This window comes from Gottfriedia sp. NPDC056225 (assembly GCF_042267765.1).
Taxonomy (GTDB): domain Bacteria; phylum Bacillota; class Bacilli; order Bacillales; family Bacillaceae_G; genus Gottfriedia.
On record NZ_JBHJTJ010000001.1, the window covers coordinates 272444 to 291654 of the forward strand.

Sequence of the window (19211 nt, forward strand, 5' to 3'; positions counted from 1 at the left end):
AATTAATTTAAAACGATACCAACGATAATAGCTGTTAAAACACTTACTAATGTTGCACCAAATAATAATTTTAAACCGAAACGAGCTACCGCATTACCTTGTTTTTCATGTAATCCTTTAACTGCTCCAGCAATAATACCAATAGATGAGAAGTTAGCAAATGATACAAGGAATACTGAAACAATTCCTAATGTACGAGCTGAGAAGTGTTTACTTGCTTTCCCTAAATCCATCATCGCTACGAACTCATTTGAGACAAGCTTAGTCGCCATAATGCTACCTGCATCCACTGCTTCTTTAAATGGTACACCCATAATAAATGCGAATGGAGCAAAAACATATCCTAAAATTCCTTGGAATGAGATTCCAAAAATCATATCAAAAATATTATTGATTGCACCGATTAATGCAACAAAACCAATTAACATTGCTGCAACGATAATCGCTACTTTAAATCCATCTAAAATATACTCGCCTAGCATTTCGAAGAATGTTTGTTTTTCCTCTTCTTGTACAGTTAAGATATCTTCTTCAGGTGTTACAGTGTAAGGATTGATAATTGATGAAATAATAAATCCACCAAATAAATTTAAGACAATTGCAGTTACTACATATTTTGGTTCAATCATTGTCATATATGCACCTACGATTGACATAGATACAGTTGACATTGCAGATGCACAAAGTGTATATAAACGATTCTTTGGTAAAAGACCAAGTTGTTTTTTAACTGAAATGAATACTTCAGATTGTCCTAAAATTGCAGATGCTACCGCATTGTAAGACTCTAATTTACCCATTCCATTGATTTTGCTTAAAATTAAACCAATATATTTGATTACGAACGGTAAAATTTTAGTATATTGTAAAATACCAATTAAAGCAGAAATAAATACGATCGGTAATAATACACCTGTGAAGAAAGGAGCAGCGTTCGCATTGATCATTCCGCCGAATACGAAATTCACACCTTCTGCAGCATATTCTAATAACTTTCCAAAGCCGTTTGAAATTCCTTTAATTAAGAATAAGCCTACTTCAGTATTTAATAGTACAAAAGCTAAAATGATTTGAATAACGATCATGATTACTAATGGACGATATTTAATCTTTTTACGATCGCTACTAGCAACGAAAGCCAGACCGAAAACAACTAGTAGTCCAATAAGAGCTATAATATATTTCATGTTTCTCCCCCGAAAATCCAATAAATTTTATTTTTTAATATAAGCGCTTTCAAAACGAACACAACTTTTTATATTTGTTGGATGTCAGACATCATTTAGAAGTTAGATGTCAGACAAGGATTAGCCTTCTAAATCTTTTGAACTAAATGATCCTGGAAGTAATTCCTTAACCGTTGTTTCAGCAATATCGCCTTTTAAGTTAGTTAAGAATACTTTTGTGTTTTCATCGCTAAATTCTGCGATTACTTGTCTACATGCACCACATGGTGAAATTGGACCTTCAGTGTCTCCTACGATCGCGATTGATTCAATTTTTGCTGAGGTGTTTCCAGCAGCTACTGCACTAAAGATAGCCGTTCTTTCTGCACAATTTGTTAGTCCATAAGAGGCATTTTCAACATTACAACCTGTGTAAACAGTTTGGTTATTCAATAAAATCGCTGCACCTACTTTAAATTTCGAGTAAGGAGCGTATGCATTTTCACGAGCCTTTAAAGCTTCACTAATTAATGTTTGTGTATTCATATTTATCACCCTTTAACAATTGTTAGGTAATTCATTTATTAAAGTGTGTGAGTTTTGTCTTCGCTTTACCATATTACCAACGGAAGAGCTAAAGAGCAATAACTCACTCACTTTTTTTTATATTAAAATTATTTAGAAATTAATAAGCTGTGTTTGCTTCTTCACCTTGAACGATTTTAACACCTGAACTTGTACCGATTCGGTTAGCACCAGCAGCCACTACGTTTTCTACATCTTTTAAGTTACGAACACCACCAGAAGCTTTAACACCTACGTTTGCTCCAACAGTTTTACGCATTAAAGCAACATCTTCTACTGTTGCTCCACCAGTTGAAAATCCTGTAGAAGTTTTTACAAAGTCAGCACCAGCTTTTACTGATAATTCACATGCTCTAACTTTTTCTTCGTCAGTTAAAAGACAAGTTTCAATAATTACTTTTACTAAAGCTTTACCATTAGCTGCTTCTACAACTGAACGAATATCTCTTTCAACTAATTCATCATTTTTTTCTTTTAATGCAGAAATATTGATAACCATATCAACTTCTCCAGCACCATTTTCAATTGCATTTTTTGTTTCGAATGCTTTAACTTCTGGAGTATTTGCTCCTAGAGGGAAACCAATTACTGTACATACCTTCACAGAAGAATCTTTTAATAATTCACTTGCATATGAAACCCAAGTAGGATTAATACAGATAGATGCAAAGCTAAATTCTTTCGCTTCTTTAGCTAATGTTGCAATCTCTTCTTTTTTTGCATCTGCGCGTAATAATGTGTGATCTACTAAACTTGCGTAATTCATATAAATTCGCTCCCTTAATGATTAATTTTTATTTGTTAAAATTTATTTACTAAGAATATGTCTTTACTATAACACCGGCGTGAAATTTTGTAAAACACATTTTGAACTTATGTTCAAGGATAATTTTTCCTGTAATATTAAGATATTCGCCGATTTCCAAAGCCATTTTTACCTAATAATTGAAAACTAGTTGATTTTCTCTTCCCCATTTCCAATTTTTACTTTCTTAATGTACAAAAAAAGAAGCCTTTTTTCAGCTTCCATTTGTTTTCTACTAATTCTTTCTCGTTATCCTTGCTCTAATAATCGCTTTGCAGTAAATTGATCGGTTATCAATACGTTTGCATATTTTCCCATCAACGCACCGTGAATTGCGTTGATTTTTCTTTCTCCACCCGCAACTAATATCGATTTTTCTTTACTTCTTAGTTCATCTAACGCTATGCCGATTGTTCGGCTATCAAGCAGTTTAGAATAAATATTTCCTTCTTTATCAAAAAAGCGAGAGCAAATGTCTCCCACAGCAAATGATTGCAAATCATTTTCTTCTTTTTCATTTAAGTAGCCAACTCTAAATAATAAAGCATCTTTTTTTACTGTTCCAACTGTAAAAATAGCGACATTAGATCGTTTACCTAATTCGATTAAACGGCCAATATGACGATCCCCTTCGACCATTTGCTTTACTTGTGGATTATCAAATATAACTGGCAATGGTAAATATCTTGGAACAGTATTAAATGCTTCAGCAAATAAATTCACTGTTTCAGTTGCATATGTATTCGTTTTAGAGTAACTTACTCCACCGTTTAGTTGAATAATCTCCACACCTTTTACCGGTTTGTTGCTTAGTTTCGTTGCAATATGGTACATAGTAGTCCCCCAAGTTACTCCTACAATATCACCATCATGTACTATATCTACTAATACATCTGCAGCTTTTTTCGTAATTGATTGCAATACCTCGTTATGGTCATCAATTGGTGCATAACAAACTTCAACAGAGTCTAAATTATATTTTCTTTTTAATTCTCTTGCTAAATCCTGATTACCTTCAAGAGGATCTATAATTTCAATTCGTACATATCCCAATTCTTTTGCTTGTTGGAGCAATCTTGATACGGTTGGACGAGAGATTCCTAACTTAGTTGCGATCTCTTGTTGACTAAAATCAGAGTCATAATACAATCTTGCTGCATCTATTATTAACCTTTGTTTTTCCAAAGACATTGTTTTAAATCCCCTTTAACTTACCGATCCAATTTTCTCGCTCAAATTTTAATTATTATACCCCTTTTAATTAAAAAAAGCTCTCCTATGATTAGGAAAGCTTTTTAAATGTAATTACTTCGTACCAAATAAACGATCTCCAGCATCGCCAAGGCCCGGTACAATATAACCATGATCGTTTAATTTTTCATCAAGAGCAGCTATGTAAATATCTACATCAGGGTGTGCTTTTTGAAGGATTTCAACACCTTCTGGAGCAGCAATTAAGCACATAAACTTAATATTTTTCGCACCACGTGTTTTTAAAGAATTAATTGCTTCAACTGCTGAGCCACCTGTTGCTAGCATTGGATCAATCACAATGAAGTCACGTTCTTCAACATCTGTAGGAAGTTTAACATAATATTCAACCGGTTTTAAAGTCTCAGGGTCACGGTATAATCCAACGTGTCCAACTTTCGCTGCAGGAACTAATTGAAGGAAACCATCAACCATTCCTAAACCAGCACGTAAAATTGGTACAATCCCTAATTTTTTACCAGCAATAACTTTCGATTTTGCAATTGCAACTGGTGTTTCAATTTCCACTTCTTGTAATGGTAAATCGCGTGTAATTTCAAATGCCATTAAGCCTGCAACTTCATCAACCAGTGCGCGAAATTCCTTTGTTCCAGTATCTTTCTTACGAATTAAAGAAACTTTATGTTGAATTAACGGATGATCAAAAACGTATACTTTACTCACTTATATCGCTCCTTGCAAATACTTAGTAATTTCTTATTCTTAAAAAGAATACCGAAAGCGGTTAAATAATTCAAGCCACATCTACAATCAAAGTGAATTAATTTATATCTTTTTTTATTGCGACTTAAAATTTTCCTTTTTTTACTAATCTAGTTGCTATTTTTACCTATTTTCATGAAAAAACTCCCCTTCCTTATGAAAAATCTAGCGGAAGGGAAGTTTTTATTTTTTATAAGATTAAGATGCATTACTTAAATTATTTGTTGAAACTTTTGAAGAGAAAATTTTTCGATTAATAAATTTGCTAATATAGTGATCTAATCCTAGACGTCCTGCATTTGAACCAGCGATGATAATAAAGATTCCTAATAAAACCATTTGTGGGTTTGTGCTAGTAGTACCACTAAACATGAACGCAAAATTCATCATTAAGCCAAAGAACATTGCTGATTTTGTAAAACAACCAAGAATTAGTCCAAGTCCTATTGCGAATTCTCCGATTGGCACTAAAAAGTTAAATAGATCAATGTTTGGTAATGCAAAATTTGTCAGGAAGTCTGCCCACCAGCCTTGTACTGCTGGATGTTCCCCTGTCGCGCTTTTTACTGCAAATCCTAAAAATCCTGAAGCATCAAATCCACCAGCTGATAATTTACCCCAGCCTGCATGAATCCACTCATATCCTAAATAAAGACGAATAATAGCTAAGAAACCAGATGCAATTTTATTAGTTCTTAAAAAATTAATAAACATAATTTTTTTGCCTCCGTATAGTTTATTTTTTGTTGTTTACATGAGTTATTGTACTCTATTCCAGCTAACATATGTGAACTATTTCACATGTTTTAATGAACTTTATGTGAACTACTTCACATAACTTTCCAAAAATAAAGCTATCTTTAGTATACTGCTCATAAGCAGTTCTAAAGATAGCTACTTTATAAATTAAAATGTAGGATATAATTCGTATTTGCTAGATAAAGCATTAACTCGTTTACGAGATGTTTCTAATACTTCTTCATTTTCGTGATCTTTTAAAGTATCAGCAATAATTGATGCGATTTCGTCCATATCTTCTAAAGTAAAGCCTCTTGAAGTTACAGCCGCTGTACCGATACGAATACCACTTGTTACAAATGGGCTTGCTGGATCGAACGGAATTGTATTTTTGTTACATGTAATTCCAACTTCATCCAACACATGTTCAGCAACTTTACCAGTTAACTCTAATGAACGAACGTCAATTAGAATTAAATGATTATCCGTACCACCAGATACTAAATTTAACCCGTTAGATTTTAATCCTTCTGCTAAACGCGCAGCGTTATCAATGATTGCTTGAGCATAATTTTTAAAATCATCTTGTAAAGCTTCACCAAATGCAACTGCTTTTGCTGCAATTACGTGCATTAATGGTCCACCTTGAATTCCAGGGAAAATTGATTTATCAATCGCTTTTGCGTATTCTTCTTTACATAAAATCATACCACCACGTGGGCCGCGTAAAGTTTTATGAGTCGTTGTTGTCACGAAATCAGCGAATGGAACTGGATTTTGGTGATGACCAGTCGCTACTAAACCAGCAATATGAGCCATATCAACCATTAAGTATGCTCCAACTTCATCTGCAATCTCTCTGAATTTTTTAAAGTCAATTGCTCTTGGATAAGCACTAGCACCAGCTACAATTAATTTTGGCTTGTGTAATTTAGCTTTTTCTAATACATCCTCATAGTTGATTACTTGAGATTCTGGATCTACACCATACTCAACAAAGTTATATTGAACCCCACTGAAGTTTACTGGACTTCCGTGAGTTAAATGACCACCATGTGATAAATTCATTCCTAATACTGTATCACCATGTTTTAAAATAGTGAAATAAACTGCCATATTTGCTTGAGCACCTGAATGAGGTTGAACGTTAACATGTTCCGCTCCGAAAATTTCTTTTGCACGGTCTCTTGCAATGTTTTCTACGATGTCTACATATTCACAACCACCATAGTATCGTTTACTTGGGTAACCTTCAGCATATTTATTTGTTAATACTGAACCTTGGGCTTCCATTACTGCTTCGCTTACAAAGTTTTCAGAAGCAATTAATTCGATTTTAGTACGTTGTCTACCTAGTTCTAACTGCATTGCTTCATACAATGATGGATCTTGCTTTTTTAAATTTTCCACGGCTATATCCCCCTTATTGTAAAACACGAACATTATTAGTATAAATTTACTATATTATTCGATAAAACGAACGAATTCCTTTCTATTTTACCATGTTTTGTATTAAAAATAAAAGACATATCTTTCAATTTACTAACATTTAGCTATTCTATTCTATTAAAAAATATTATTTCAAGTCTTCATCTATTGAATAAACTGCACGTGCTCCACCGATTAACTTTGGACGCGTTTTTGCTGCTGTAATATGTGCTTGTCCAACTTGTTTAATACGCGTTCTTAAAGGAACAGCCACATGCTTTAAATGCATTCCGATCAATGTGTCCCCAATATCAATCCCTGCATCTGCCTTAATATGCTCAACAATGACTGCATGCTCCAAATGTCTAAATGCATACGAAGCAAGGGCACCTCCTGCAGTACGGACTGGTACAACTGTTACCTCATCTAGACGTAAGCTTTTTGCTGTCTTTTTCTGAACTACTAGCGCTCTATTTAAATGTTCACAACATTGAAATGCTAATTGTACACCTGTTTCATCTTGAAAGGCTTTAATTTCATTAAATAAAACCTCTGCTACTTCAATTGTCCCCGATGTACCAATTCTTTGTCCACTTACTTCACTAGTACTACAACCAATTACTAATACATGTTCACTTGTAAAATTTACTTCATCATTCAGTTCATTTAACAATGACTTTATTTGCTTAGCTACTAAATTTTGCTCTTCATTCATTTCTTTTCCTCCTTTCATTTATATCTAGATCTGATAAATACTTATAATTATTACAAAAAAACCGATAATCTTCACAATCGGTTTTGGATTAACGGCTTTTTTTGTTTTTTATAATTTATGAGTTTTTTCGTATTCTGTAATTTTATTTACTCGGTTTTCATGACGTCCGCCTTCAAATTCAGTCAATAACCAAGTTTTCGCAATGTCTCTTGCTAGGCCAGGTCCAATTACACGTTCTCCCATTGCAAGAATATTTGTATTGTTATGCTGACGAGTTGCTTTTGCACTAAACGTATCGTGTGCCAATGCACAACGTATTCCTTCTACTTTATTCGCAGCAATTGACATTCCAATGCCTGTTCCACAAATTAAAATTCCTCGATCCACTTCTCCACTTGCTACTTTTTGAGCTACTGGAAATGCGTAATCTGGGTAGTCTACAGATGTACCACATTCGCAACCATAATCTTCGTATTGAATGCCCATTTCATCCATTAAATTCATAATTTCTTGGCGTATGTTTACTCCACCGTGATCAGATGCTATTGCTACTTTCATTAGGTAACCCCCATATTGACATCATTGTGTAATTTTTTATGTATGACTTGTCTTCCATTTTCTATCTTACACTATTATGTTCATATTGAGGGAATCTAATTAACAACCTTTCATCAAATAAATTATGATTAGTTTGCATTTTGAACGATTTGTTTTACTAATTCTTCTAATTCGTTCAATGTATGTTCATAAATTGATAATGATCCTCCGTATGGATCAGAAATATCTATACTCTGACCATTTATAAATTCATAAAATGTAAATATTTTATCCTTATACTGAGGGAAGTTAGTAATTAGCATTTGTTTATGGCTCGATGTCATTGATAGGACATTCGAAGACCATTCTAATAGTTCTTCATTTACCTGCTGGGACGAATGATTCGCATCAATCCCTTTATTCTTTAACGCCAATATTGCATTTTGAGAAGCAGGAATACCTGGCATTGCAAATACACCTGCAGATTTGACTTGAAACAACTCATTACCATGATGCCTTAGCAGCGCTTCTGCCATAGGGCTTCTACATGTGTTTCCAGTACAAACAAATAATATATTTTTCATTTCTATACCTCACCTTCATTAATCGGAACGTGTTATTTAATCCATTTTACTAAAAAATAAAAGGATGGGGCAATTGTCTCCATCCTTAACGTTTTATAACTTATGTATCTATTAAGAAAAAAATAATAGCTTAATACCGAAAATTAGCAAGAATGAACCACCTAATAGTTCCCCAAATTTACCAAGTTCTTGCTCTACTCTTCGTCCTAAAAATAAACCAGCCCAAGTTAAAATTGTACTAATAATACCAAATAAAATAATTGTTAGCCAAGTTTTAGCGCCGAATGTACCTAAACTAATTCCGACTGAAAAGCTGTCTACACTCACACTAAACGCAAAAATTAGTAAACCGAATCCACTAGGTGAGTACTTATTTTCCTCTTTTCCAAACAATGTAGAATAAATCATATGGAAACCTATTCCTAGTAATAACACTCCACCGAGTAATACAGCATACCGCCCAAATTTATCTGATAGTTCATAACCTATGATCATTCCTAATAAGGGCATTACTACATGAAACAGCCCGATTACAATACCAATATTTATGATCTGTTTAAATTTAAGTTGTATGACACCCATTCCTAATCCAACTGAGAATGCATCTAAACCTAGCGCAGATCCCATAATTGTTAATGTAATCATTTCATCGATTAATGAGCTACTCATGCTTTCCCCCCTAGGACTTGCTATTAAAAGATATGCACGTCCTACAAATCATATGAGGGAAATTAATAAATTTTAATAATAGTGGTGTGGGGTTCAATTTCGAAAAAGGCGAGCAAAATGTGGACTTTGTTGATATAGTTGTGAACTTTGTTGATATAGTGATGATTTTTGTTGATATAATGGTAAATCTCGTTGATATCGTAACGAACTTTGTTGATATATTGTTGAATCTCGTTGATTTCGTGGCGAACTTCTTTGATATAGTATTCAAATCCTTCTCTAGACTTAACACTGATGGTTTTTTTGTGTTATTTATGGTTTTACTAGACTAAATTTTTGCATTCGGTTGTTTTTCAATCAATTTTATTGGTTTTTCTTCTATTCTTTTATTCTTTCACCCGATTTCTTCATGATTCTTGCTCTTATTTGCAGTTTTCTTGATTTTTATTGCAGTTTTGACTTTTTTATTTGCACTTACTAAAATTCATTTGCAGTTTCAACATTTTTATTTGCACTTCCTCTGACAGCAAAAAAAAATAATAGAAGCCCCCAAGGAGCTTCTATTATTTTTCCTGCACTATCGAATGTCCACAAGCTTTCCACAATCGATTCATGATTGCAATTCCGATTCCTTCGTACGGGAAGGTCTCGCAGTAAATAATATCTACATGTTCATCGTTAAATTTACGAATGCAATCGTATAGCGATGCTGCTACGGTTGATAGATCATTACGCTTTCCGCACGCGAGTACAACGTCGGCTTCATATTGTGTTACGTTTTCTTCCGTTGTTAAGATCCCGACTCTTTTTCCTTCTTTTTTGGAATTGTGTATAAGTTTGTGCATAAACTCAATGCTTCCGTTTACAAGATGCATTTGAGCGTCTGGGGCATAGTGCTTATATTTCATTCCCGGAGATTTTGGTGCTTCGTTTTCTTTCATAGTTGATGGATCTACTTCTACTGTTGATATGATTTCTTTAATCATTTCTGGAGTAACGCTGCCTGGTCTTAATATTGTAAATATCTCTTGAGAGCAGTCGATCACAGTTGATTCTACCCCTACTCCTGTACTACCACCATCGACGATTCCTACGATTCGTCCGTTTAAATCTTCAAATACGTGTTTTGCAGAAGTAGGACTAGGTTTTCCTGATGTATTTGCACTTGGTGCAGCTATTGGTAAATTACATGATTCAATTAATGCTAAAGCGACTGGGTGATCTGGCATTCTTACACCAACTGTGGATAAACCTGCCGTTACATATTTTGAGACATTTTTTTTGCTTTTTAATATTAAAGTTAATGGTCCTGGCCAAAAAGCATCCATTAATTTTTTTGCATCTGCTGGAATGTCTTCTACTAGACTGTCTAATTGTTCTTCGTTAGCAATGTGTACAATAAGTGGATTGTCACTTGGTCTACCTTTAGCCTCGAAAATTCGTTGGACTGCTTCATCTGATAGAGCATTCGCTCCTAGTCCATAAACTGTTTCTGTCGGAAATGCGACAACTTGTCCTAACTGTAAATTTTTAGCTGCATCCACAATCTGTGGGTAAACTTCTACTTTATTCACAGGATTATCCACATACCATATTTTAGTTTCCATCCGTAGCACCTCTCTTTAGAGTGAATAATAGTGTATATTTTACAAATTTAGACATGATCCAAAGAATGAAAAGCAAGTTTTATCCACAAATTGTGGACAAAACTTGCTAATTTGTGGATAACTTTGTGTATAGTTCTTTTTGGTAAACTAACACTTCTTCATTTGTAATAGTAGTTTGATAATGATTCATTTCTTTAATACTGTCCGACACATCATCCCTGTCCACCTGCCCGAAACCAAGTAAAAGGAATAAGTCTTGAACAACATGCTGCCTTGTTAATAAATATACTTTATTAATCATTTCCTCTTTTAGTTTATCAAGAACACTTTGTAAAAAGAGTACCATATGCTGTGAATAAATGGTAGGCGCAACTACTAGTGATCTTAATAATGCTTCTTCTCCATCTTGTTCATACCCAATAACTGCTTGTGCTTTCCCGAAGTCATCTTCCATTATGAAAAAAGATTCTTGTTGTTCCTCTAGCCCGTTTGTAGATAATCCTGCTTGTCCTAGAAATGAAAAAATTGTTTCGAAATCTTCTTGAATAGCTGATCTTATTTTCATAAAAAAACCTCCCTAATATGCTTGTAATACTTTATGCACATAGGGAGATTGCTAGAACTAAAATAAGTTTTTAAACATTTGTACGAAGAAGCTTTCAACTTTTATATCGCTTTTTGGCTCATCAGTAGGCAGTGTAGATGCTGCAACAGCTTCACCGCTATTAGATTCAGCTTCATCTTCTATTTGTAAATCATTACTATGTTTAAACGAACCATCATCATCACTTAAACGTGTTATATCATCATTCTTTGTAGGTTCGTTTTTAGGCTCATCTTCTATTTTCGTTTCTTTATCAACTTTTTGTTGAGCTTGAAGTGCATCTTTGTTTAATGTTGCGTCACCATTTGAAAAATCTAGAAAGCATAAAGGCGGGAACAATACGCACCACCAGTTCGCTCCTTGACCTGCACCAAGTTTAATTAGTACAGCTTCGTAATCTCCAGCAGGATATAAGAAACTTCCGTATAGTTTTGTAGGGAATTTAACTTTTTTAGAGAAAGTAATTGTAAATGTTTGATTAGAGCCTTCTTCTTTAATAACGCGTGCAACTGTTTTTTGTAAGTCTGGAATATGGCTTTTAATAACCTTTTGTCCCTCTTCGAAGCTTGTTAAATCTTTTACCCAAGTGCTAATTTGAGCATTAACTTCGTCTCTTACTTTACGCTTAAGAGCTTGGTCTTCACTAGAATCACTATTTGCTAGTATTCTTAATCTTACAGCCTTCTTCGGAATTACGACCATTTCATTGCCTTTCGCATTTGTATCTCGAAGTGGCATTAATACCGATGAGCTGATCAATAATATGATAAATAAAGAAATAATTCTATATGTTAGTTTTGTTTTATTTTTAGTTTTCATTCTCTCCACCATCCCTCTAGGAACAGTGTAGACAAATTATAAGTTTCTTAAACACTAGTATTCTATTTTTTCTGTTGATAAGTATACCGACGATTTCCATTATAGCATGGTCACTTCCCATGGGACTCAGCGTTCCCACATCCCTCTTAGGAGTCGAACTATACTCGATCGTTACTCTAGAATTCTCTCATTTCGTAAAATAGAAGACTTTGAATGGCCACTGTCATTGTATTTTAAGCAAGAGCTTTCTTTATATAATCCATATAGAGCGAAACAATATCAATATCAGATACTGTATATAATGTTCTACTACCTACTACATCTTCAATTTCATTTAAGATTAGTTGATTGTTCGCATCGAACATGAAGTCAATTCCAACGAAGTCGAAATCAAAGTGGTCTACTATTTTTTGAATGAGTTCTTTTTCATTTTGGGAAAGTTCATATAGTATTGCACCTCCACCTAATGAATAATTAGCTCGAAAGTCCTTTTCTGAATATCTTAAAACAGCTGCTATGATCTCTTTACCGATAATAAAAACTCTTAAGTCCTTACCTAATTGCTCTGCAACACTTTGAATTAATAATTCATCGAAATTTGAGTTCTGTACTGTCTCCAAAAGTTCTTCTTGGTCATTGATAAGAAATACTTCACTACCACCTCTTCCTGTGCAATTTTTAAGTACACAAGGGAACTGAATTGTGTCAATTGCTTTTGCAATTGTACTTTTTTTACAATAAAGAGTGTCTAGCATAGGAATTCCCAAGTTGGCAAGCTTCTGATGAGTTAAAAACTTGTGATTGGCCATTGATGAAATCGCATGGTTATTGAAAACTCTTATTCCCATTTCTTCAAAGTGGGAGGATAGCATTTGTGATATTGCTCTCATTATAATAAAGGCCGGTTTACTTATTTCTTTACCTTGGTAGAAAAGTGCATTCACACCATTTCGAATACCAATTACAAGATCTTCCGTATAAAGTAACTTTAGCTCAAATCCATTTTCCATTGCTCCACTTATTAACCAGTCGATATACGATTTATTTCGGTCTGCATCCGCTTCTGAATAGATTAGCCAGCCAGTCATACGTTTTTCTCCAAGTCTTCAATAATATAATCGATTATATATTTGGTTGTATCCACATCTGTGCATAGATAAATATTTTTAAAATGCGCATTTGAGTTCACTTCACATAAATATGTTTTTCCGTCTTCGCCAAATAATAAGTCAATCCCAGCAAAATCAGCTTTTAAAATTTCAGAGCATTTTAGCGCTAGGTTAATCTGCTCTTCTGTTGGCTCATATTTGTACATTTTTCCACCGTTTGTAACGTTTGCACGGAAATCTGATTCTGATTTTCTTAGCACAGACGTTACTACTTGTTTTCCTACTACTTGAATACGAATGTCAGTACCTCTACTTGACTCTATGAATTCTTGGTAAATATGAGGTACATGTTTAAGCTCTTCTACCTTTATGAAAAAATCTTCTCTGTTCTCAACTAAATAAACTTGTCTACCAAATGAACCAAATGATTCTTTTATTATTAATGGGAAACCTAGTTCCTTGATTACTTCTTCATAAAAATCAAAATTTGTTAAATCACAATTCGGAAATAAGAGTGGTGCAGTAATCGTTTTTGGCATTGGGATATCGAAGTTTGATAATTCCTGAAAAGTTAAAGCTTTATCATCGCAGACTTCGATGGTCTTAGCGGAATTATATAATTTAAGTCCCATATTTTCTAAATGCCTAGCTAAATGAACATCCTTGTCCCAAAAAATAGCAAAATCAGGCTTTTGGTTCGCGTATTTCCCTTTTAAAATTGCTTGACCTTTTTCGATTACTGGAACGAGTTCATAATGTTTAACTAAAGTGACATCAATGCCTTTAGCAGTTGCCGTATCTCGTAACCACTCGAAAAGTTCAGTAAATTTTGTAGCTGTAATATGACCATTAAACACAATCCAACCATTAAACTTTTTCATTCTACTATCTTCTTTCATTAAGTTTTTTTGATTAAAATTCCTTATCTTTTTCAACTTTATCATATAAAAAAAGAATCGCAATACATTGATTTTTTACTGTTCAATGTATTACGATTCTTTTTTAGCCATTTAACATATATACCATTCGGTCTTTGCCATTTATATCGAAAACAACTTCAACAGCCGCACCCGGAAAAGCTTTTCTTAAGATGTCCGCAACTGGCTCACCTTGGTTTACACCAACCTCAAATGCAACAAGAGACTTTTCTTTTAATACTTTAGGTAAGTCATTTGCAAAACGGCGGTAAAAATCTAGACCGTCTTCACCACCCACTAAAGCACGGTATGGCTCATGATTTTTAACAACATCATCTAATCCTAACCAATCCTCATGAGGAATATAAGGTGGATTTGATACAACAATATCAACCTTCTTATTTTCTTCAATAAAGTAATTAAGTAAATCATTATGAATAAAATGAACTTTCGCATGTAACTCTTGTGCATTTCGTTTAGCTACTTGTATTGATTCAGCTGCAATATCAACAGTGTGAACATTAAGTTGAATACTCTCAAGAGCAAGTGAGATTGCAATTGCTCCACTACCTGTACCTACATCAACTAGTTCAAGTCGCTCGGTATTGTTCCAATGTTTTTGAATACGTTGTAGAACCCCTTCTACTAATTCTTCTGTTTCCGGTCGAGGAATTAGGACTTCCTCATTAACGAAGAATTTACGACCATAAAAATACTCATATCCAATCAAATATTGTATTGGCTGGCCTTCAATATGCTTATTTATAAAATCCTGAAATTGTGTCCACTGACTGTCTTCTAAATCTTCTCTCATATTCAACAGCAATTCCGTTCGATTGCAGTCTAATATATGTTTTAATGCAATTTCACCCACATTTTCATCGCGACCGTGTTCTTGTAAAAAAGAAGAAGCCCATTTTAGGGCTTCATATATCTTTGTCGTCATTATTGACTTTGTTCCATTCGTTTCGCTTGGTCATCCATAATTAATGCATTAATAATTTCGTCGATTTTACCTTCAACGATTTGATCAAGCTTTTGAATTGTTAATCCAATTCGATGGTCAGTTACACGGTTTTGTGGGAAGTTATAAGTACGGATACGTTCAGAGCGGTCACCCGTCCCTACAGCCTGCTTACGGTTTTGATCATATTCAGCTTGAACTTCTCTTTGGAATTTATCATAAACCCTAGCGCGAAGAACCTTCATCGCTTTTTCTTTATTCTTAATCTGTGATTTTTCGTCCTGACATGATACAACTGTATTCGTAGGAATATGTGTTAAACGAACAGCAGACATCGTTGTATTTACCGATTGTCCACCAGGTCCACTTGAAGCAAATGTATCAACACGAATATCTTTGTCATGAATTTCAATTTCAACTTCTTCAGCTTCAGGTAAAACAGCTACTGTTGCAGTTGAAGTATGAATTCTACCACCTGATTCTGTTTCGGGAACACGTTGAACACGGTGAGCACCATTTTCAAATTTTAATTTTGAGTATGCACCTTTACCGTTTATCATAAAGATAACCTCTTTAAAGCCACCTAGCTCTGTATAGTTACCTTCAATGATTTCAGTTTTCCATCCATTTACCTCAGCGTAACGGCTGTACATACGGTATAAAGTAGAAGCGAATAATGCAGCCTCGTCTCCTCCTGCTGCACCACGAATCTCAACGATAACGTTTTTATCATCATTAGGATCCTTTGGAATTAAAAGGATTTTTAATTGCTCTTCTAGCTCTTTTGATTCGTTCTCTAATTCGTTTAACTCTTCTTTTACCATTTCTTTCATATCAGCATCAAGCTTCTCTTCAAGCATAGCTTTTGCATCTTGGATTTGCTCTTTAACTGATTTGTATTGACGATAAGCATCAACCGTTTCTTGAATATCAGATTGTTCTTTTGAGTATTCACGTAATTTTTTTGAGTCATTTAATATTTCAGGGTCACTAAGTAAATCGTTTAATCTATCATAGCGATCCTCTACTGCTTGTAATCGATCAAACATAATTTTCACCTCGACGTTTTCGTCTTAAATTTTTACTAAATATATATCGAAAGAAGCGATACAAAATCGCTTCTTTAATTCTAATTGCCTGATAAATGCGTTATTGCGCCGTCTATCCACAACTCTTAGTATATGGTCTTAATAGCTAATTTTCAACCTACAGCCAATTAATCATTTTGATTTTGAAGAGCAGGTTGAATTGTTTTAGTTGGTACCTCGTGGCAATGGCGACATCTTGGTTCGTATGATTCAGACGCACCTACTAAAATGATAGGGTCTTCAAATAAAGCTGGTTTACCATTTATTAATCTTTGAGTTCTACTTGCTGGTGAGCCGCACGTTGCACAAACCGCGTTTAGTTTTGTTACATGTTCGGCAATCGATAATATTTCAGGTACCTTTCCGAATGGCAACCCTCTGAAGTCTTGATCTAATCCCGCACAAATAACTCTTTTTCCTGAGTTCGCAAGTTGTTGAACTATATTTACGATTTCATCATCAAAGAATTGAATCTCGTCGATTGCAACTACTTCAACTTCTTCGGTTACGTATTTTAGGATGTGTGATGAGTGTGTTACTGCGTAAGCAGGTACTTTCATACCCGTGTGAGACACCACTTCTACTTCACTGTATCGATTATCAATTGATGGTTTGAATGTAACACAACTCTGCCTTGCAAATTGTGTACGACGAACGCGGCGAATTAGTTCCTCTGATTTTCCAGAAAACATACTTCCGCAAATCATTTCAATCCAACCATTTTTTTTCATCATAAAGAACATTATGTGTCTCACCTTTCTATATCAGTACAAAGACTATTTTATTTATTTTAAGCTATTATAAAACGCTAGAAAATTCAGCATTATTGTTTGTGTAAGTATCTTTTCTATCTATATAAAAATTCATTATATTGAATTATACTTCTATGATATTTGACTATAAATGCGTAAAAAAAGCAGGCAAAGTAGCAATAACTCGCCTGCTTTTCATCAATATTACTTAAGGCCGTATTTTTTGTTGAAACGTTCAACACGTCCTGCAGCGTTAGCAAATTTCTGACGACCAGTGTAGAATGGGTGTGAATCAGAAGAAACCTCAACTTTGATTAAAGGGTAAGTTTCGCCATCTTCCCACTCGATTGTTTCGTTAGAATATTTTGTTGATCCGCTTAAGAATTTGAAACCAGTGTTAATATCCATAAACACTACTTTCTTGTAATTAGGATGAATATTCGCTTTCATGTTTTTCATCTCCTTCCGCCCTGAAATCCTTGAAATCAGAGTTATAAGAAACTATGTGTATACCACATAATTTACATTTCACATACAAATGAAATTATAGCAACTAACCCGGGAGATTGCAACCCACTATTTTCTCTTACAGGTTGCTTATATCTTCCAACTATTTATGAGAGACAGGTGTCTTTCTACTTTCTTCGGTCATCGTATTGAAGAACTCTTCATTTGTTTTCGTTTGACGAAGCATTCTGAAATAACGTTCAACAAAGTCTGGAATATCTGACATTGTTTTTCTCATTAACCATAGCTTGTCCAGATGATCTTTTGGTATTAATAAATCTTCTTTACGTGTTCCAGAACGACGAATGTCAATCGCAGGGAAAATACGACGTTCAGCTAATGAACGATCAAGATGAAGCTCCATATTTCCAGTTCCTTTGAATTCTTCATAAATAACATCGTCCATACGAGAACCTGTATCGATTAAAGCTGTAGCTAAAATCGTTAAGCTACCGCCTTCTTCAATGTTTCGCGCAGCACCAAAGAATCGTTTTGGTCTATGGAATGCAGCAGGGTCAATACCACCTGATAATGTACGACCGCTCGGTGGAATAACTAAGTTGTATGCACGAGCAAGTCTAGTTATACTATCCATTAAAATAATGACATCTTTCTTATGCTCTACTAGTCTCATAGCACGCTCTAATACTAATTCAGCAACTTTAATATGACTATCTGGAGTCTCATCGAAAGTTGAACTAACAACATCTCCTTTTACAGAACGTTCGATATCCGTTACCTCTTCTGGTCGCTCGTCGATTAGTAATACAATTAGTTCTGCTTCTGGGTGATTTGTTGTTATGCTGTTTGCAACTTCTTTTAATAATTCTGTTTTACCTGCTTTTGGAGGGGCTACAATTAAACCACGTTGACCAAATCCTACTGGAGCAATCATATCGATGATTCTTGTTGAAAACTTAGCAGGTGATGTTTCAAGCTTCATTTGTCGATTAGGATACAATGCAGTAAGTCCTGGGAAGTGAACGCGTTCTTTCGCATTCTCAGGGTCATCTCCATTTACTGCTTCTACTTGAAGTAGACCAAAGTATCTTTCATTCTCTTTTGGAGGACGTACTTTACCAGAAACTTTATCTCCGTTTCGCATATCAAAACGACGAATTTGAGATGCAGAAATGTAGATATCCTCTGAGCTTGGTGAATAATTGATTGGACGTAAGAATCCATATCCTTCTGAAGGGATAATTTCTAGTACACCTTCCATGAACATTAATCCATCTTTTTCAGCTTGCGCTTTTAAGATTGCAAAAATAAGTTCTTTTTTCGTTAATTTACTGTAGTACGAAATTTTCATTACTTTTGCATGTTCATACAAATCTTTTAATTTCATGCTTTCTAATGCAGAGATTGTTAAACTCATATAACACCACTCTTTACTTTTTTTCGTTCAAATTAGGGTTTTTCTTAATTCGGAAGGTTATTTAGAAGGTTTTAAGAAGGAAACTTACATAAAGTATTACTCTTTAGTGTAACCTTTTCCCCTAAAAATATTCTAAGTAATTAGAATTAATAGGATTACTATCTATTGAGATTATAATTCGAAAGAGTTTTTTATGCCAACTATTTTTCGACTGAACTATTTAATGACTCTTTCCTTTGGGAAATAAAGGAAAGAGCCATTATTT

The 19211-nt window shown here is 34.3% G+C and carries 21 protein-coding genes; all 21 read right to left on the reverse strand.

Features of this window, described 5'->3' with window-relative positions:
• Positions 1–2: 2 nt before the first annotated feature.
• A complete protein-coding gene (locus ACFCYN_RS01305; protein WP_375947042.1) occupies positions 3–1187 on the reverse strand; it encodes a NupC/NupG family nucleoside CNT transporter in 1185 nt (394 codons plus the stop codon).
• A 120-nt stretch (positions 1188–1307) separates the two neighbouring features.
• Entirely contained in the window at positions 1308–1712 is a 405-nt protein-coding gene (locus ACFCYN_RS01310) for a cytidine deaminase (RefSeq protein ID WP_375947044.1), read from the reverse strand.
• 139 nt (positions 1713–1851) lie between these two features.
• Entirely contained in the window at positions 1852–2517 is a 666-nt protein-coding gene (gene deoC / locus ACFCYN_RS01315) for a deoxyribose-phosphate aldolase (protein ID WP_375947046.1), read from the reverse strand.
• Between the two features lie 288 nt (positions 2518–2805).
• On the reverse strand, positions 2806–3747 hold the full coding sequence (locus ACFCYN_RS01320; RefSeq protein WP_375947048.1) for a DNA-binding transcriptional repressor DeoR: 942 nt from the start codon (positions 3745–3747) through the stop codon (positions 2806–2808).
• 114 nt (positions 3748–3861) lie between these two features.
• Positions 3862–4491, reverse strand: a complete 630-nt coding sequence (gene upp / locus ACFCYN_RS01325) for a uracil phosphoribosyltransferase (RefSeq protein WP_172446440.1) — start codon at positions 4489–4491, stop codon at positions 3862–3864.
• 237 nt (positions 4492–4728) lie between these two features.
• On the reverse strand, positions 4729–5244 hold the full coding sequence (locus ACFCYN_RS01330) for a DoxX family protein (protein ID WP_172446441.1): 516 nt from the start codon (positions 5242–5244) through the stop codon (positions 4729–4731).
• 192 nt (positions 5245–5436) lie between these two features.
• Positions 5437–6678: a serine hydroxymethyltransferase gene (locus tag ACFCYN_RS01335; protein ID WP_142317514.1), complete on the reverse strand. Its 1242-nt coding sequence runs from the start codon at positions 6676–6678 to the stop codon at positions 5437–5439.
• Positions 6679–6844: 166 nt separating this feature from the next.
• The gene (locus ACFCYN_RS01340; RefSeq protein ID WP_375947051.1) at positions 6845–7429 is read right to left on the reverse strand and encodes a TIGR01440 family protein; all 585 of its coding nucleotides are present in this window, start codon (positions 7427–7429) and stop codon (positions 6845–6847) included.
• A 90-nt stretch (positions 7430–7519) separates the two neighbouring features.
• Positions 7520–7969 carry a ribose 5-phosphate isomerase B gene (gene rpiB, locus ACFCYN_RS01345; protein ID WP_375947053.1) on the reverse strand — a complete coding sequence of 150 codons (450 nt, stop codon included), beginning with the start codon at positions 7967–7969 and terminating at the stop codon, positions 7520–7522.
• Positions 7970–8097: 128 nt separating this feature from the next.
• Positions 8098–8532 (reverse strand): low molecular weight protein arginine phosphatase, encoded by a 435-nt coding sequence (locus ACFCYN_RS01350; protein WP_172446444.1) that lies wholly within the window; start codon positions 8530–8532, stop codon positions 8098–8100.
• 111 nt (positions 8533–8643) lie between these two features.
• Positions 8644–9201: a manganese efflux pump MntP gene (locus ACFCYN_RS01355; RefSeq protein ID WP_172446445.1), complete on the reverse strand. Its 558-nt coding sequence runs from the start codon at positions 9199–9201 to the stop codon at positions 8644–8646.
• A 563-nt stretch (positions 9202–9764) separates the two neighbouring features.
• Positions 9765–10808: an L-threonylcarbamoyladenylate synthase gene (locus ACFCYN_RS01360; RefSeq protein ID WP_375947055.1), complete on the reverse strand. Its 1044-nt coding sequence runs from the start codon at positions 10806–10808 to the stop codon at positions 9765–9767.
• 106 nt (positions 10809–10914) lie between these two features.
• Complete coding sequence (locus ACFCYN_RS01365) at positions 10915–11373, reverse strand: GNAT family N-acetyltransferase (RefSeq protein ID WP_375947057.1); 459 nt, start codon at positions 11371–11373, stop codon at positions 10915–10917.
• A gap of 57 nt (positions 11374–11430) precedes the next feature.
• Positions 11431–12231 carry a stage II sporulation protein R gene (gene spoIIR / locus ACFCYN_RS01370; RefSeq protein WP_375947059.1) on the reverse strand — a complete coding sequence of 267 codons (801 nt, stop codon included), beginning with the start codon at positions 12229–12231 and terminating at the stop codon, positions 11431–11433.
• A gap of 233 nt (positions 12232–12464) precedes the next feature.
• Entirely contained in the window at positions 12465–13319 is an 855-nt protein-coding gene (locus ACFCYN_RS01375; RefSeq protein WP_375947061.1) for an ATP-grasp domain-containing protein, read from the reverse strand.
• Positions 13316–14221: an ATP-grasp domain-containing protein gene (locus ACFCYN_RS01380; RefSeq protein WP_375947063.1), complete on the reverse strand. Its 906-nt coding sequence runs from the start codon at positions 14219–14221 to the stop codon at positions 13316–13318. Before ACFCYN_RS01380 ends, ACFCYN_RS01375 begins: the two co-directional genes overlap by 4 nt.
• A 121-nt stretch (positions 14222–14342) precedes the next feature.
• The gene (gene prmC / locus ACFCYN_RS01385) at positions 14343–15203 is read right to left on the reverse strand and encodes a peptide chain release factor N(5)-glutamine methyltransferase (protein WP_375947065.1); all 861 of its coding nucleotides are present in this window, start codon (positions 15201–15203) and stop codon (positions 14343–14345) included.
• Positions 15203–16270 carry a peptide chain release factor 1 gene (gene prfA, locus ACFCYN_RS01390; RefSeq protein ID WP_142317313.1) on the reverse strand — a complete coding sequence of 356 codons (1068 nt, stop codon included), beginning with the start codon at positions 16268–16270 and terminating at the stop codon, positions 15203–15205. Before prfA ends, prmC begins: the two co-directional genes overlap by 1 nt.
• Positions 16271–16437: 167 nt before the next feature.
• Positions 16438–17052, reverse strand: coding sequence for a thymidine kinase (locus ACFCYN_RS01395; protein ID WP_172446452.1), 615 nt, complete (start codon positions 17050–17052; stop codon positions 16438–16440).
• A gap of 213 nt (positions 17053–17265) precedes the next feature.
• The gene (locus ACFCYN_RS01400; RefSeq protein WP_025671035.1) at positions 17266–17511 is read right to left on the reverse strand and encodes a type B 50S ribosomal protein L31; all 246 of its coding nucleotides are present in this window, start codon (positions 17509–17511) and stop codon (positions 17266–17268) included.
• A gap of 160 nt (positions 17512–17671) precedes the next feature.
• Complete coding sequence (gene rho / locus ACFCYN_RS01405; RefSeq protein ID WP_098118956.1) at positions 17672–18946, reverse strand: transcription termination factor Rho; 1275 nt, start codon at positions 18944–18946, stop codon at positions 17672–17674.
• Positions 18947–19211 lie beyond the last annotated feature (265 nt).

Excerpts from the sequence above, each read along its gene's own strand:
- ACFCYN_RS01305 (WP_375947042.1), bottom strand. The coding sequence starts at position 1,187 with ATGAAATATATTATAGCTCTTATTGGACTACTAGTTGTTTTCGGTCTG.
- ACFCYN_RS01310 (WP_375947044.1), bottom strand. The coding sequence starts at position 1,712 with ATGAATACACAAACATTAATTAGTGAAGCTTTAAAGGCTCGTGAAAAT.
- deoC (WP_375947046.1), bottom strand. The coding sequence starts at position 2,517 with ATGAATTACGCAAGTTTAGTAGATCACACATTATTACGCGCAGATGCA.
- ACFCYN_RS01320 (WP_375947048.1), bottom strand. The coding sequence starts at position 3,747 with ATGTCTTTGGAAAAACAAAGGTTAATAATAGATGCAGCAAGATTGTAT.
- ACFCYN_RS01330 (WP_172446441.1), bottom strand. The coding sequence starts at position 5,244 with ATGTTTATTAATTTTTTAAGAACTAATAAAATTGCATCTGGTTTCTTA.
- ACFCYN_RS01340 (WP_375947051.1), bottom strand. The coding sequence starts at position 7,429 with ATGAAAGGAGGAAAAGAAATGAATGAAGAGCAAAATTTAGTAGCTAAG.
- rpiB (WP_375947053.1), bottom strand. The coding sequence starts at position 7,969 with ATGAAAGTAGCAATAGCATCTGATCACGGTGGAGTAAACATACGCCAA.
- ACFCYN_RS01350 (WP_172446444.1), bottom strand. The coding sequence starts at position 8,532 with ATGAAAAATATATTATTTGTTTGTACTGGAAACACATGTAGAAGCCCT.
- ACFCYN_RS01355 (WP_172446445.1), bottom strand. The coding sequence starts at position 9,201 with ATGAGTAGCTCATTAATCGATGAAATGATTACATTAACAATTATGGGA.
- ACFCYN_RS01360 (WP_375947055.1), bottom strand. The coding sequence starts at position 10,808 with ATGGAAACTAAAATATGGTATGTGGATAATCCTGTGAATAAAGTAGAA.
- ACFCYN_RS01365 (WP_375947057.1), bottom strand. The coding sequence starts at position 11,373 with ATGAAAATAAGATCAGCTATTCAAGAAGATTTCGAAACAATTTTTTCA.
- spoIIR (WP_375947059.1), bottom strand. The coding sequence starts at position 12,231 with ATGAAAACTAAAAATAAAACAAAACTAACATATAGAATTATTTCTTTA.
- ACFCYN_RS01375 (WP_375947061.1), bottom strand. The coding sequence starts at position 13,319 with ATGACTGGCTGGCTAATCTATTCAGAAGCGGATGCAGACCGAAATAAA.
- ACFCYN_RS01380 (WP_375947063.1), bottom strand. The coding sequence starts at position 14,221 with ATGAAAAAGTTTAATGGTTGGATTGTGTTTAATGGTCATATTACAGCT.
- prmC (WP_375947065.1), bottom strand. The coding sequence starts at position 15,203 with ATGACGACAAAGATATATGAAGCCCTAAAATGGGCTTCTTCTTTTTTA.
- prfA (WP_142317313.1), bottom strand. The coding sequence starts at position 16,270 with ATGTTTGATCGATTACAAGCAGTAGAGGATCGCTATGATAGATTAAAC.
- ACFCYN_RS01395 (WP_172446452.1), bottom strand. The coding sequence starts at position 17,052 with ATGTTCTTTATGATGAAAAAAAATGGTTGGATTGAAATGATTTGCGGA.
- ACFCYN_RS01400 (WP_025671035.1), bottom strand. The coding sequence starts at position 17,511 with ATGAAAGCGAATATTCATCCTAATTACAAGAAAGTAGTGTTTATGGAT.
- rho (WP_098118956.1), bottom strand. The coding sequence starts at position 18,946 with ATGAGTTTAACAATCTCTGCATTAGAAAGCATGAAATTAAAAGATTTG.